The following is a 13,512-nucleotide window of genomic DNA, read 5'->3' as shown; positions in this document are numbered from 1 at the left end:
GTGACGCTCTACCAGGGGAAGTCCAACCCCACCAGTGCACAGTTTACCCAGATGACCGGCCACGTGGTGGAGCAGCCCTACTACTGAGGTCGCCACGGACGAAAGGAGATCCGATGTACGTTACGATGATTGTGCTTGCCGGTTCCATCAGCACCATGTTCGTCGCATCCGTGACCTCCGCCATCGCCGACCTTCGCCGCGAACGGCAGAATCTTCGCGATTTTGCCCGCCGGCACAGCGCATTCTGAACGATCCGCAGCCCGGCTCTTGCCGGTCCTCCCAGAAACAGCCGGTGGCCCTGTGGCCCCGGCTTTTTTCGTTGACGTGCTGTCCGTCCGTGCCCGGGCAAGTATTGCGCGCTGCGGCCCCGTCTCTCCCAGCCCTTTGCCGCGTGATCGACATGAAAAGGCCGCGCCTTCCTTCGAAGCGCGGCCTTTTGTGTCATCCTTTATATCGCCACGGCGCGTGGACGCCGGTTGAGGCAGGCCCTATTCGGCCCCGCCCTCGCCTTGCGGCGCGGCAGCGCCGAGATCGCCGGTTTCCGCGGTCACTTCCTCCGGCAGAACGCCCGCCTCGTCATCGCCCTCCGGCTCGCTGATGCGCTCGACGGAGACAACCTTCTCGTCCTTGGCGGTGGAGAAGATGGTGACGCCCTTGGTGGCGCGGCTGGCGATGCGGATGCCATCGACGGGCACGCGGATCAGCTGGCCACCATTGGAGACCAGCATCAGCTGGTCCTTGTCGTCGACCGGGAAGGCGGCGACAAGTTCGCCGATTTCCGCGGTCTTCGAGGTGTCGGTGGCACGGATGCCCTTGCCGCCACGACCCGAGGTGCGGAAGTCGTAGGACGAGGAGCGCTTGCCGAAGCCGCGTTCGGAGATGGTCAGAACGAACTGCTCCTGCGCCTTCAGATAGTCGTAGCGCTCGTCGCTGAGCTGACCTTCCTCGGTCACCTCCTCGCCGACGAGAGCGATATCCTCTTCATCGACACCGGCGGCACGGCGCTCTGCGGCCGAACGCTTCAGGTAGGCCGCCCGCTCCCAGGGTTCCGCATCCACATGGCCGACAATCGTCATGGAGATCAGACGGTCGCCATCTGCCAGCGTGATGCCGCGCACGCCGATCGAATTGCGACCCGCAAAGACACGGACATCATCGACGGGGAAGCGGATGCACTGACCGAGTGCCGTGGTCAGCAGAACGTCGTCACCCGGCAGATTGAGATCCGGATTTGGTGGCGAGCAGGTTTCGACGGAAAGAATCTCGTCGCCCTCTTCCTCCAGTTTCATCGCGATCTTGCCGTTGCGGTTGACCTGGATGAAGTCGGACAGCTTGTTGCGACGCACGGTGCCGCGCGTCGTGGAGAACATCACGTCGAGGTTCTCCCAGCTCTTTTCGTCCTCGGGCAGCGGCATGATGGTGGTGATGCGCTCGCCGGGTTCCAGCGGCAGCATGTTGATCAGCGCCTTGCCGCGAGATTGCGGCGTGCCGATCGGCAGGCGCCAGACCTTTTCCTTGTAGACGATGCCGCGCGAGGAGAAGAACAGTACCGGCGTGTGGGTGTTAGCCACGAACAGGCGCGTGACGAAATCCTCGTCGCGCGTCGCCATGCCGGAGCGGCCCTTGCCGCCGCGACGCTGGGCGCGGTAGGTGGTCAGCGGCACGCGCTTGATATAGCCGAGATGCGAGACGGTGACGACCATTTCCTCGCGGGCGATGAGGTCTTCATCGTCCATGTCCGGGCCGCCATCCATGATTTCGGTGCGGCGCGGCGTGCCGAACTCGTCGCGAACGGCGGTCAATTCGTCCTTCACGATCTGCTGGATGCGCAGGCGCGAGGAGAGAATGTCGAGATAGTCGCTGATCTCGGCGCCGATCTTGTTCAACTCGTCGGCGATTTCGTCGCGGCCGAGCGCCGTCAGGCGGGCGAGACGCAATTCGAGGATGGCGCGCGCCTGCTCTTCCGAGAGATTGTAGGTGCCGTCCTCGTTGATGCGATGGCGCGGATCGTCGATCAGGCGGATCAGCGCCTCGACATCATGGGCTGGCCAGCGCCGTTCCATCAGCTGTTCGCGGGCCGTCTGCGGGTCCGGCGCGCGGCGGATCAGGTTGATCACTTCGTCAATATTGGCGACGGAAATCGCTAGACCGACCAAGACGTGGGCACGCTCGCGGGCCTTGCGCAGAAGATACTTCGTGCGCCGGCTAACGACCTCTTCCCGGAAGGTCACGAAGGCCTTCAGCATGTCGATCAGCGTCAGCTGTTCCGGCTTGCCGCCGTTCAGCGCCACCATGTTGCAGCCGAACGAGGTCTGCAGCGGCGTGTAGCGATAGAGCTGGTTCAGGATGACTTCGGCATTGGCATCGCGCTTCAGCTCGATGACCACGCGATAGCCCTGGCGGTCGCTTTCGTCGCGCAGGTCGGAAATGCCTTCGATGCGCTTCTCGCGCACCAGTTCGGCAATCTTTTCAATCATCGTCGCCTTGTTCACCTGATAGGGAACTTCGGAAATGATGATCTGCTCGCGGTCGCCGCGCATCGGCTCGACGCGGGCCTTGCCGCGCATGATTACGGAGCCGCGACCGGTCTCGTAGGCGGCCTTGATGCCGGAACGGCCGAGGATCAGCGCGCCCGTCGGGAAATCCGGTCCGGGAATGATCTGCATAAGTTCCGGCAGTTCGATGGCCGGATTGTCGATGATGGCGATGCAGCCGTCGATCACTTCGCTGAGATTGTGCGGCGGGATATTGGTCGCCATGCCGACCGCGATGCCGCCTGCGCCATTGACCAGAAGGTTCGGAAACTTAGCCGGCACAACAACCGGTTCGGACAGTGTTCCGTCGTAGTTGTCGCGGAAATCGACGGTTTCCTTGTCGAGATCGTCGAGCAGCGAATGGGCAGCCTTCTGCAGGCGGCACTCGGTATAGCGTTCGGCCGCCGGCGGGTCGCCGTCGATGGAGCCGAAATTGCCCTGACCGTCGATCAGCGGCAGGCGCAGCGACCAGTCCTGCGCCATGCGCGCCAGCGCGTCATAGATCGCCGCATTGCCGTGCGGATGGTATTTACCCATCACGTCCCCGGTCACGCGGGCGCATTTGACGTATTTCTTGTTCCAGTCGATGCCCAGCTCGGACATTCCGTAGAGGATGCGACGATGAACCGGCTTCAAACCGTCGCGCACATCGGGCAGCGCGCGGCTCACGATCACGCTCATGGCGTAATCGAGGTAGGAGCGCTGCATCTCCTCCATGATGGAAATAGGTTCGATGCCGGGAGGCAGCTTTCCGCCGCCGGGGGTGCTCTGCTCAGTCAAATCGGATACGATCTCTGTTCGGAATCAGTTGCTTCTTTATAGCGGAAGGGCAGCGCAAACGCCAATTTGCCGCCCGGTTTTAAACAGGCTTTTGCGCCGGTGGCGCGCGCCCTCGCCTTTTGGCGCGATGAAGCCTTTCCTTCATGCGACTGTTCTATCAATGTGGAGCCATTGCGGCAAGCAAGGCATGGCAGGCATGACAGACATGCCCGGGCAGGCAAGCGAAAGGGAGGTCCGTCGATGACCACGGCCGACAGCATCATGAGCGCCTTCACGACGCTTCTCGTGACACTTGACCCGCCGGGGCTGGCGCCGATCTTTCTCGGGCTGACGGCAGGGCTCGACACCGCCCAGCGGCGGCAGGTGGCGCTGCGCGGCACGCTGATTGCCTTTGCCATCCTCACCGTGTTTGCGCTGTTCGGCGCCGGCATTCTCTCGGTGCTCGGCATTTCCATGGGCGCCTTCCGCATTGCCGGCGGACTGCTTTTGTTCTGGATCGCCTTCGAGATGATCTTCCAGCGACGCAACGACCGCAAGGAGGAGACCTCCAAGGTGGCGATCACCATCGACCACATCCAGAACATTGCCGTCTTTCCGCTGGCCCTGCCATTGATTGCCGGACCTGGCGCGATCTCCGCCACCGTGCTGCTGGCCGGCTCCTTCGCCGCGCCGCTCGACCGGGCAATCCTGATCTTGATGCTGGCAATCGCCATGGCCACGGTGCTTGCCGCGCTGATGGTGGCGCAACGCCTCGACCGCTTTCTCGGCGTCACCGGCCGCGCGCTTCTGACGCGCCTGCTCGGCGTGCTGCTCGCCGCCCTCTCGGTGCAGTTTGTGGTGGATGGCATACGCTCGGCGTTTGCCCTCTGATCTTCCGCCGCGACAGCCCTATTTCCTGGGCTGTCCCGCACGCCGCAACAGCCTGTGACTTTCTCTGCGCCCGACAGGGGCGAGTAGCCAGGATGTTCCTCCTTCCGACAGCAAGTTCTTTTGACATGACACGCCTCTCGCTTCTCGACCGCATCCTGCCCGCTGCACCGCAACTCAGCCTGAAGGAACGTATTCGCGCGCCGCTTGGCGCACTCGCCGGCATTGCGCTGACGGCCCTCGGCGGCATTCTGGCGCTGCGGCAGGGTCTGCCCGCACCCGCAGTGATCGCGCCGATGGGAGCATCAGCCGTGCTTCTTTTCGCCGTCCCATCCAGCCCGCTCGCCCAGCCCTGGTCGGTGGTCGGCGGCAACAGCCTGTCTGCCCTGGCGGGCGTTGGTGTGGCGGCGCTCGTTTCCGACCCGGTGCTGGCGGCAGCGCTCGCCGTCAGCCTGGCGATTGCCGTCATGACCGCCTGCCGCTGCCTTCATCCGCCGGGCGGCGCGGTGGCCTTGACCGCAGTCGTTGGTGGCGCCGCCGTGCGCGACCTCGGCTTCGGCTTCGTGGCATGGCCCGTGCTGGGAAATTCGCTCATGCTGCTGGCCGGCGCTCTCGTCTTCCACCGCATGACGGGTGGCATCTATCCGCACCGGCTGCAGCCTTCTCCCCGTCACCACGCGACGTCGGATCCCGCGCCGCTTGCCCGCATCGGCTTTACGAGTGCGGATCTCGACGAGGTGCTGAAGGACTACGATCAGTTTCTCGATATTGACCGCGGCGATCTCGAAACCATCCTGCGGCGCACCGAGCTGCGCTCTTATCGCCGTCGTGCCCAGCACGTGGATTGCGCCAGCATCATGTCGCGCGATGTCGTGGCCGTGGCGCCGGATACCAGCCTGCGGGAGGCGCATGACCTGATGCGCAGGCACCGCTTCCGCGCCCTGCCGGTCACCAATGACCGGGCGCAGGTGGTGGGCATCGTCACGCAGACGGACTTTTTGCACAAGCCGCGCTGGGTGGCGGGGCGCCCGCGCATTGCGCTCGGGCAACGTCTGCGGCTGATCCTTGCCGGCGCCAGCGCGCCGAACGATACCGTCAAGGACATCATGACCTCGCCGGTGCAGACCGTGCGGCCGGAAACCCCGGTCGCAGATGCCATCATCGCCTTTGCCGAAGGCGGGCTGCATGACATGCCTGTGGTGCGCGAAGACAATCGGCTGGCCGGCATCCTGTCGCAATCCGATGCCCTTGTCGCGATGCTGGAAGACAGAAAGGCCGGCGAAAGCAGCGCTTTGCCGGCCTTGGTGATCCCGTAAGGCGGATCGATCAGAACGGAATGTCGTCGTCCAGATCGCGGGCGAAACCGCCGCCGCCGCCGGCGGAGGAACTGCCACGGCTGGAACCGGAGGACGGGCCGCCGCGATCGTAATCGTCATAGCCGCCGCCGAAATCGCCACCGCCGCTGTTGCCGGCATTGCGCCCGCCGCCATAGCCGGCACTGCCGCCGCCCATGCCCTGACCATCGCCGCCGCGACCATCCAGCATCGTCAGCGTCGAGTTGAAGCCCTGCAGCACCACTTCCGTGCTGTAGCGGTCATTGCCGTTCTGGTCCTGCCACTTGCGGGTCTGCAGCGCGCCCTCGATGTAGAGCTTCGCGCCCTTCTTCACATACTGCTCGACGACCTTGCACAGGCCCTCGTTGAAGACCACCACATTGTGCCACTCGGTCTTTTCCCGGCGCTCGCCGCTGTTGCGGTCGCGCCAGCTTTCCGAAGTGGCAATGCGCAGGTTGGCAATCGGCCGGCCGTCCTGCGTGCGGCGGATTTCCGGATCCGCCCCGACGTTCCCGATCAGGATTACCTTGTTGACGCTGCCAGCCATCTCATCACCTTGTCTGCCGCCATCGCGCGGCACTTCAATTCCGTTGGTTATAGCAGTGTAAACCATCCGCCCCGTCCGCAGGGGAGGATGCTGCCTTAATCCACAGGCAAATTTGTTCTTTATTTGTTCTAGTATTCCGCTATGATCCTGTCAACAACCTGCTGCGTAGGAGCGAGTCGAAGCCCAAATCTTGCGGCAGTCTTGCCTCGACAGCAGCCGCCGGATCACTAAATAAGGGGCTTGTCCTCCCAAAGAGCCTTTTTCACGATGAGCGAACTCAAGACGATTTCCATTCGCGGCGCCCGCGAGCACAACCTCAAGGGCATCGATCTCGATCTGCCCCGCAACAGCCTGATCGTGATGACCGGCCTTTCGGGATCCGGAAAATCCTCGCTGGCTTTCGATACGATCTATGCGGAAGGCCAGCGCCGCTATGTCGAGAGCCTGTCGGCCTATGCCCGCCAGTTCCTCGAAATGATGCAGAAGCCGGATGTCGACCAGATCGACGGGCTGTCGCCGGCCATTTCCATCGAACAGAAGACCACCTCGAAGAATCCGCGTTCCACCGTCGGCACGGTGACCGAGATCTACGATTACATGCGCCTTCTCTTCGCCCGGGTCGGCGTGCCCTATTCGCCGGCCACGGGGCTTCCGATCGAAAGCCAGACCGTCAGCCAGATGGTCGACCGGGTGCTTGCACTCGGCGAAGGCACCCGCCTCTATATCCTGGCGCCGATGGTGCGTGGGAGAAAGGGCGAGTACAAGAAGGAACTGGCGGAGCTGATGAAGAAGGGCTTCCAGCGCGTCAAGGTCGACGGCCAGTTCTACGAGATCGCCGAGGTTCCGCCGCTCGACAAGAAATACAAGCATGACATCGACGTCGTGGTCGACCGCGTCGTGGTGCGCTCGGATATCGGCGCACGTCTGGCCGACAGTCTGGAAACCTGCCTGAAGCTCGCCGATGGTCTTGCCATCGCCGAATTCGCCGACAAGCCGCTGCCGCCGGAGGAAACCGCGGCCGGCGGTTCCGCCAACAAGTCGTTGAACGAAACCCATGAGCGGGTGCTGTTTTCGGAAAAGTTCGCCTGCCCGGTTTCCGGCTTCACCATTCCGGAAATCGAGCCGCGGCTGTTCTCCTTCAACAATCCCTTCGGCGCCTGCCCGACCTGCGATGGCCTTGGTGCGCAGCAGAAGGTCGACGAGAACCTGATCGTTCCGGAGCACGAGCGGACGCTGAAGGACGGGGCGATCGCGCCCTGGGCCAAATCGAGTTCTCCCTACTACAACCAGACGCTGGAAGGGCTCGGCAAGGTCTTCGGCTTCAAGCTGACCGATCGCTGGTCGAAACTGTCGAAGGAGGCGCAGAAGGCCATCCTTCACGGCACCGATGAAAAGATCGAGTTCCAGTATGCCGACGGCGCCCGCTCCTACAAGACGACGAAGACCTTCGAGGGCATCGTGCCGAACCTTGAGCGCCGCTGGAAGGAAACCGACAGCGCCTGGGCGCGCGAGGAAATCGAGCGCTACATGTCGGCCGCCCCCTGCCCCGCCTGCAGCGGTTTCCGCCTGAAGTCGGAGGCACTGGCGGTCAAGATCGACCGGCTGCATATCGGGGAAGTCACCGAAATGTCGATCAAGGTGGCACGTGACTGGTTCGAGGCACTGCCGGACAGGCTGACTGCCAAGCAGAACGAGATCGCCGTGCGCATCCTCAAGGAAATCCGTGACCGTTTGCGGTTCCTGAACGACGTCGGCCTCGATTATCTGAGCCTGTCGCGCGCTTCCGGAACGCTGTCCGGCGGCGAAAGCCAGCGCATCCGGCTTGCCTCGCAGATCGGTTCCGGACTGACCGGCGTTCTCTACGTGCTGGACGAACCCTCGATCGGCCTGCACCAGCGCGACAATGCGCGCCTCCTCGACACGCTGAAGCACCTGCGCGACATCGGCAACACGGTGCTGGTGGTCGAGCATGACGAGGATGCGATCCTGACGGCCGATTATGTCGTCGATATCGGCCCCGCCGCCGGCGTGCATGGCGGCCAGGTGGTGGCGGCCGGCACGCCGCAGGAGATCATGGCCAATCCGAAATCGCTGACCGGCAAATATCTGTGCGGCGAACTTGGCGTTTCCGTGCCGGCCGAGCGGCGCAAGCCGAAGAAGGGCAAGGAGATCAAGGTCGTCGGCGCGCGCGGCAACAATCTGAAGAATGTCACTGCCTCGGTGCCGCTTGGCCTGTTTACCGCCGTCACCGGTGTCTCCGGCGGTGGAAAATCCACCTTTCTGATCGAGACGCTCTACAAGGCGGCGGCGCGCCGGGTGATGGGCGCACGCGAAATCCCCGCGGAACACGAGCGCATCGACGGGCTGGAATTCATCGACAAGGTGATCGACATCGACCAGTCGCCGATCGGCCGCACGCCGCGTTCCAACCCGGCCACCTATACCGGCGCTTTCACGCCGATCCGTGACTGGTTCGCCGGGCTGCCGGAGGCCAAGGCACGCGGCTATCAGCCCGGTCGCTTCTCGTTCAACGTGAAGGGCGGCCGTTGCGAGGCCTGCCAGGGCGACGGGGTCATCAAGATCGAGATGCACTTCCTGCCGGATGTCTATGTCACCTGCGATGTCTGCCACGGCAAGCGCTACAATCGCGAAACGCTGGATGTGACCTTCAAGGGCAAGTCGATCGCCGACGTGCTGGACATGACGGTGGAGGAAGGTGTGGAGTTCTTCTCGGCAGTGCCGGCCGTGCGCGACAAGTTGCAGGCGCTGTTCGAAGTGGGCCTCGGCTACATCAAGATCGGCCAGCAGGCCAATACGCTTTCGGGCGGCGAGGCGCAGCGCGTCAAGCTCGCGAAGGAACTGTCGAAACGCTCGACCGGCCGGACGCTCTACATTCTCGACGAGCCGACCACCGGCCTGCACTTCCATGACGTCGCGAAGCTTCTGGAAATGCTGCACGAACTGGTCAACCAGGGCAATTCCGTCGTGGTGATCGAGCACAATCTCGAAGTCATCAAGACCGCCGACTGGATCATCGATATCGGCCCGGAAGGTGGCACCGGCGGCGGCGAGGTGGTGGTGGTCGGCACCCCGGAGGACGTGGTCAAGGAAAAGCGGTCCTATACGGGCCAGTTCCTCAAGGAACTTCTGGAGCGGCGGCCGATGAAGAAGGTTGAGGCGGCGGAGTGACCCGCCTCACCAGACGGTGGGGACAGGAAAGCTGGCAAAGGCTTGGTCGGATGTGACGAGTGGCGCGTCTTCGATCAAGCTTTGGGCGGCTAAAACTCTGTCGAATGGGTCCTTATGACCTGCGGAAAGCTGTCCGGCACGGAGGGCGTGAACATGATTGACGGGAAGCAGCGAGAATCGCTCTGTCATCTCGAGCGTCTCGAAATTGGAAACAATCTCTGCGACCTCCGGCCATTTTCCGAGACGATATTTGGTCGCAATTTCGAAGGCGGAAACGGAACTCACAATGATCTCGTTTTCGGGAAAACGGATCATCTCCCGCGCCGTCCGGCCAAGGCGGGGATCATCAAACAGCCACCATACGAGGGCGTGGGTATCAAGCAGCAGTCTCATTCGCCATTATCTGCCGGATGGGAGTATTTGCCTTCCCAGGCTGCCAGTTCGTCCTCGGACATCGGCTCCAAGAACAAATTTGGCGGAAGCTTGTCGCGAAGATGGGCAAGTGTACCGGGGCGGCGAAACCGTCCTGCTTCGTTTTGCCTGTCCGTAAACGCCACCAGCCGTGCAACCGGGGCATCGTCGCGGGCCAGCACAATGTCCTCGCCCGCGTCAACGTGGTCGATCAGCTTCGACAATTCGGTATCGGCCCTGGAAATGCGGTCACGGTCATGGACAGCCCTCGCGCTCATCTCGCCTCTAATCTAGTCTTTTCACCCACAGGCCTCAATCGGAGCATTTCATGACAATGAGCGGCATTATCCGCACCGGCATCGGCGGCTGGACCTTCGATCCCTGGGAAGGCTCCTTCTATCCGGAAAAGCTGCCGAAGAAACGGCAGCTCGAATTTGCCAGCCGCGAACTGACGGCAATCGAGGTGAATGGCACCTATTATTCAAGCCAGAAGCCGGAGACCTTCGCAAAATGGGCTGCCGAAGTGCCGGATCACTTCGTCTTTTCGCTGAAGGCAAGCCGGTATTGTACCAACCGCAAGGTTCTGGCCGAGGCGGGGCCGTCGATCGAAAAATTCCTCGGCCAGGGCCTTGCCGAACTCGGCCCGCATCTGGGGCCGATCCTCTGGCAGTTCATGGGCACCAAGAAATTCGAGCCGGAGGATTTCGAGGCCTTTCTGACCCTTCTGCCATCCTCCCTTTCCGGTCTGCCGCTGCGGCATGTGGTGGAGCCGCGTCATGAGAGCTTCTGCACGCCGGAATTTGTCGAGCTGCTGGCAAAATACAGGGTGGCGGCCGTCTGTGCCGATCATGCCGATTATCCGATGTTTGCCGATGTCACCGCCGATTTCGTCTATGCCCGGCTGCAGAAGGGGAGCGATGACGTGCCGACCTGCTACCCACCGGATGATGTCGCGCGCTGGGGCGAGCGCCTGAAGGCTTATGCCCATGGCGATGTGGCGGCCGACCTGCCGCTGAATGCGCCGGAGCGGCGCACGGAAAGGATGCCGCGCGATGTGTTTGCCTTCTTCATCACCGGCGGCAAGGTGAACGCGCCGAACGGTGCGCGCCTGTTGCAGCAGGTGGTGGGATGATGACGGCGCCGGAGATTATCGGCGGCACCGACGCTGCCGCGCTCCGTATCGGACCGGCCGGGAGGATGGATTTCGCATCGCTGCGCGCCATCGAACTGGCCGCCTTCGAAACGCTGCGGAATGCCGGCGCGGTTTCCGGCAAGGCCGCGGCCAGCGATGACGAGGAACTGCAGGCCTATCTCGATGCAGGACTGCTGTTTGCCGCCTTTGCGGGAAACACGCCGGTCGGCTATGCGGGCGCCATCGTTGCCGGGGATCGGCTGCATGTCGGCGAGATGGATGTTCACCCCGACTGGCAGCGACGCGGGCTTGGCCGGCGCCTGATGCAGACCCTGCTTGCCAGGGCTTCGGCGCGCGGTCTTCGCGGTGCCTCGCTCACCACCGATCGCTTCGCGCCGTTCAACGCGCCCTTTTACGCCAGCCTCGGCTTTCGCATGATCGAAGGAGAGGCCTGCCCCGAGCGCTTGCGGCAAATCCTTGCCAGTGAAGGGCTGAAGGGCCTCGATCCGGCGCGGCGCATCGCCATGCTGCTCGATTTTCCCGGATAGGCAGATCAGCAGGCGCTGGTTGAGAAGGCCTCGAACGGCCGCAGATGCTGCACCAGCGTCTCGGCCGTCATGCCGGGCCCCGCCAGGCTTGCGGCCGCGCCATGCAGCCACACACCGGCTGCGGCGGCCTCGAAAGCCGCGACGCCTTGCGCCATAAGTGCGCCGATAATGCCGGCGAGCACGTCGCCGGAGCCCGCCGTGGCGAGCCAGGGCGGCGCGTTGTCATTGATGAGGATGCGGCCATCCGGCGCGGCAATCACCGTGTCCGCCCCCTTGTAGACGATGACGCCGCCGCAGCGTGATGCCGCCAGCAGCGCACGCTGTGGCTTGCCACGCTGCCCGTCCGCGGCAAGATCCGGGAAAAGGCGGCCGAACTCCCCCTCGTGCGGCGTCAGCACCAGGCGTGCCGGGCCGGTGCGGAACAGCGCGAACAGGTCCTGCGGGCGCGAGGCAAAGGAGGTGATCGCATCGGCATCCACCACCACCGGCCGATCGGCCAGAACGCCGACGAACTGCCGCGCCCGCTCGCCCACGCCGAAGCCGGGACCGATGACGAAGGCCGACAGCCTGGCCGTCTGCAGCCACTGTTCCAATGCCGGCCGATCCTCGACCGGACGCACCATGACCGCCGTCAGTGCAGCGGCAAGGGTGGCAACAGCCGCTTCCGGAGCCGCAACGGTGACCAGGCCTGCACCGGCAGACAGGCCCGCGCCTGCCGAAAGCCGCGCCGCCCCGGTCTGAGCCGCGCCGCCGCTGAACACGCCCAGGTGGCCGCGCCTGTATTTGTGCGTTTCACCCCCCAGCCTCGGCATCCGTGCGCCCCACACCTCGGGGCCGTTCACGGCCATCTGCCCGGCGGCCGCGGCGATGATGCGACGGGGAATGCCGATGTCGAAGACCTCCACAGGCCCGCACAGATCGCGTCCCGGCATCAGCAGGTGACCGGGCTTCCTCGTCATGAAGGTGATGGTCCGCGCGGCACGGAAGGCCGAGCCCAGAACCAGTCCCCGCGCGCCACAGAGGCCGGATGGCAGATCGACCGCCAGCACCGGGCGGCCCGCTTCCTCCACCTGCGCGATGACCCTGGCGACCGCCTCCGGCACGTCACGCGACAGGCCGGCACCGAACAGGGCATCGATCACCACGTCGCCGGTGCGCGGCTGAAAGGCCTCGAGCGGCTGGCCGGGGATCGGGCAGAGATCGAAGGCACGGCGCGCATCGCCGCGCAGGCCTGCAGGGTCGCCAAGCGCATGCACGGCCACCTCCGCGCCGGCCGCCTTCAGCGCCCTTGCCGCCACATAGCCGTCGCCGCCATTGTTGCCCGGCCCGCACAGAACCACAAAGCGCAGCGCCTCGGGCCAGGCTCTCAGTGCCGCCGCGGCGACCGCCTGCCCGGCCCGCTCCATCAGGCCGAAGGACGCAATGCCGGAGGCGGCGGCCGCCGCATCGGCGCTGGCCATCTCGTCCGGTGTCAGAAGAAGTGTCGCATTTGAAAGCATCTGGCCATTGAAGCCGACCCACGGCAAAACACAAGCGGGTATTTTTCGGCAAGAATGGCGCTATTTTATGCATTTGCCGATTACGTCGGCAGCCTCGCCTGCATTGGTTTTCGCCATACCGCGCGGTCGTGTTCGCTCATATGCGACACCTCTTGCAAGCGGACGCAGGAAACCCTAGCCTGCCATCGGGATCACAAAGGCGGAGGGGGCCTTGCCGCAAGTCACGGTATTTTCTGGCAAAGCCCGTCCCTGTTTGGCACGATACCTGCATCATGATGGGCGATCGGGTATGGGCCCGTTCCCAAGGGAGAAGCGGAGAGACATTTTCTCATGAAAAAGATCGAAGCGATCATCAAGCCTTTCAAACTCGACGAAGTTAAGGAAGCGCTTCAAGAGGTCGGACTGCAGGGGATCACGGTAACGGAGGCCAAGGGTTTCGGCCGCCAGAAAGGGCATACGGAGCTGTATCGCGGCGCCGAATACGTGGTTGATTTCCTGCCGAAAGTGAAGGTCGAGGTCGTGCTGGCCGACGAAAACGTCGATGCCGTCATCGACGCCATCCGCAACGCCGCCCAGACTGGACGCATCGGCGACGGCAAGATATTCGTGTCGAACGTCGAGGAAGTCGTGCGTATCCGCACCGGCGAAACCGGCGTCGACGCAATCTAGAC

At 63.6% G+C, this 13,512-nt stretch carries 12 protein-coding genes; 7 read left to right on the top strand and 5 right to left on the bottom strand.

Annotation, left to right across the window (positions count from 1 at the left end):
• Positions 1-113 precede the first annotated feature (113 nt).
• Entirely contained in the window at positions 114-248 is a 135-nt protein-coding gene (locus KLP42_RS27120) for a hypothetical protein (RefSeq protein WP_286675452.1), read from the top strand.
• 240 nt (positions 249-488) lie between these two features.
• Here KLP42_RS27120 and gyrA read toward each other — a convergent pair whose 3' ends face one another.
• Positions 489-3,314: a DNA gyrase subunit A gene (gene gyrA, locus KLP42_RS09170; protein ID WP_215566001.1), complete on the bottom strand. Its 2,826-nt coding sequence runs from the start codon at positions 3,312-3,314 to the stop codon at positions 489-491.
• A 240-nt stretch (positions 3,315-3,554) separates the two neighbouring features.
• Here gyrA and KLP42_RS09165 point away from each other — a divergent pair, with 240 nt between their 5' ends.
• Both KLP42_RS09165 and KLP42_RS09160 read left to right on the top strand, forming a co-directional pair.
• Positions 3,555-4,184 (top strand): MarC family protein, encoded by a 630-nt coding sequence (locus tag KLP42_RS09165; protein WP_215565999.1) that lies wholly within the window; start codon positions 3,555-3,557, stop codon positions 4,182-4,184.
• Positions 4,185-4,309: 125 nt separating this feature from the next.
• Positions 4,310-5,497, top strand: coding sequence for an HPP family protein (locus tag KLP42_RS09160; protein ID WP_215565997.1), 1,188 nt, complete (start codon positions 4,310-4,312; stop codon positions 5,495-5,497).
• A 10-nt stretch (positions 5,498-5,507) separates the two neighbouring features.
• Here the strand turns inward: KLP42_RS09160 and KLP42_RS09155 are convergent, their stop codons facing one another.
• On the bottom strand, positions 5,508-6,062 hold the full coding sequence (locus KLP42_RS09155; protein WP_215565995.1) for a single-stranded DNA-binding protein: 555 nt from the start codon (positions 6,060-6,062) through the stop codon (positions 5,508-5,510).
• 267 nt (positions 6,063-6,329) lie between these two features.
• On the opposite strand from KLP42_RS09155, the gene uvrA reads away from it, so the two are divergent.
• On the top strand, positions 6,330-9,251 hold the full coding sequence (gene uvrA, locus KLP42_RS09150) for an excinuclease ABC subunit UvrA (protein WP_215565993.1): 2,922 nt from the start codon (positions 6,330-6,332) through the stop codon (positions 9,249-9,251).
• Between the two features lie 6 nt (positions 9,252-9,257).
• Here uvrA and KLP42_RS09145 read toward each other — a convergent pair whose 3' ends face one another.
• The gene (locus KLP42_RS09145; RefSeq protein ID WP_215565991.1) at positions 9,258-9,644 is read right to left on the bottom strand and encodes a type II toxin-antitoxin system VapC family toxin; all 387 of its coding nucleotides are present in this window, start codon (positions 9,642-9,644) and stop codon (positions 9,258-9,260) included.
• Complete coding sequence (locus tag KLP42_RS09140; RefSeq protein WP_215565989.1) at positions 9,641-9,940, bottom strand: type II toxin-antitoxin system Phd/YefM family antitoxin; 300 nt, start codon at positions 9,938-9,940, stop codon at positions 9,641-9,643. Before KLP42_RS09140 ends, KLP42_RS09145 begins: the two co-directional genes overlap by 4 nt.
• A 50-nt stretch (positions 9,941-9,990) precedes the next feature.
• Between KLP42_RS09140 and KLP42_RS09135 the strand changes: the two genes are divergently transcribed.
• Entirely contained in the window at positions 9,991-10,794 is an 804-nt protein-coding gene (locus KLP42_RS09135) for a DUF72 domain-containing protein (protein ID WP_215565987.1), read from the top strand.
• A complete protein-coding gene (locus KLP42_RS09130; protein WP_215565985.1) occupies positions 10,791-11,342 on the top strand; it encodes a GNAT family N-acetyltransferase in 552 nt (183 codons plus the stop codon). Before KLP42_RS09135 ends, KLP42_RS09130 begins: the two co-directional genes overlap by 4 nt.
• A gap of 5 nt (positions 11,343-11,347) precedes the next feature.
• Here the strand turns inward: KLP42_RS09130 and KLP42_RS09125 are convergent, their stop codons facing one another.
• Positions 11,348-12,841, bottom strand: coding sequence for an NAD(P)H-hydrate dehydratase (locus tag KLP42_RS09125; RefSeq protein ID WP_215565983.1), 1,494 nt, complete (start codon positions 12,839-12,841; stop codon positions 11,348-11,350).
• A gap of 330 nt (positions 12,842-13,171) precedes the next feature.
• On the opposite strand from KLP42_RS09125, the gene KLP42_RS09120 reads away from it, so the two are divergent.
• On the top strand, positions 13,172-13,510 hold the full coding sequence (locus KLP42_RS09120; RefSeq protein ID WP_062554525.1) for a P-II family nitrogen regulator: 339 nt from the start codon (positions 13,172-13,174) through the stop codon (positions 13,508-13,510).
• Positions 13,511-13,512 lie beyond the last annotated feature (2 nt).

The sequence above is a fragment of the Rhizobium sp. CSW-27 genome (assembly GCF_018760785.1).
In the GTDB taxonomy this organism is placed as follows: domain Bacteria; phylum Pseudomonadota; class Alphaproteobacteria; order Rhizobiales; family Rhizobiaceae; genus Neorhizobium.
This window is presented reverse-complemented; position numbering and strand designations above follow the sequence as displayed.

Coding starts and splice junctions, on each gene's coding strand:
- KLP42_RS27120 (WP_286675452.1), top strand. CDS start 114: ATGTACGTTACGATGATTGTGCTTGCCGGTTCCATCAGCACCATGTTC.
- KLP42_RS09165 (WP_215565999.1), top strand. CDS start 3,555: ATGACCACGGCCGACAGCATCATGAGCGCCTTCACGACGCTTCTCGTG.
- KLP42_RS09160 (WP_215565997.1), top strand. CDS start 4,310: ATGACACGCCTCTCGCTTCTCGACCGCATCCTGCCCGCTGCACCGCAA.
- KLP42_RS09155 (WP_215565995.1), bottom strand. CDS start 6,062: ATGGCTGGCAGCGTCAACAAGGTAATCCTGATCGGGAACGTCGGGGCG.
- uvrA (WP_215565993.1), top strand. CDS start 6,330: ATGAGCGAACTCAAGACGATTTCCATTCGCGGCGCCCGCGAGCACAAC.
- KLP42_RS09145 (WP_215565991.1), bottom strand. CDS start 9,644: ATGAGACTGCTGCTTGATACCCACGCCCTCGTATGGTGGCTGTTTGAT.
- KLP42_RS09140 (WP_215565989.1), bottom strand. CDS start 9,940: ATGAGCGCGAGGGCTGTCCATGACCGTGACCGCATTTCCAGGGCCGAT.
- KLP42_RS09135 (WP_215565987.1), top strand. CDS start 9,991: ATGACAATGAGCGGCATTATCCGCACCGGCATCGGCGGCTGGACCTTC.
- KLP42_RS09130 (WP_215565985.1), top strand. CDS start 10,791: ATGATGACGGCGCCGGAGATTATCGGCGGCACCGACGCTGCCGCGCTC.
- KLP42_RS09125 (WP_215565983.1), bottom strand. CDS start 12,841: ATGCTTTCAAATGCGACACTTCTTCTGACACCGGACGAGATGGCCAGC.
- KLP42_RS09120 (WP_062554525.1), top strand. CDS start 13,172: ATGAAAAAGATCGAAGCGATCATCAAGCCTTTCAAACTCGACGAAGTT.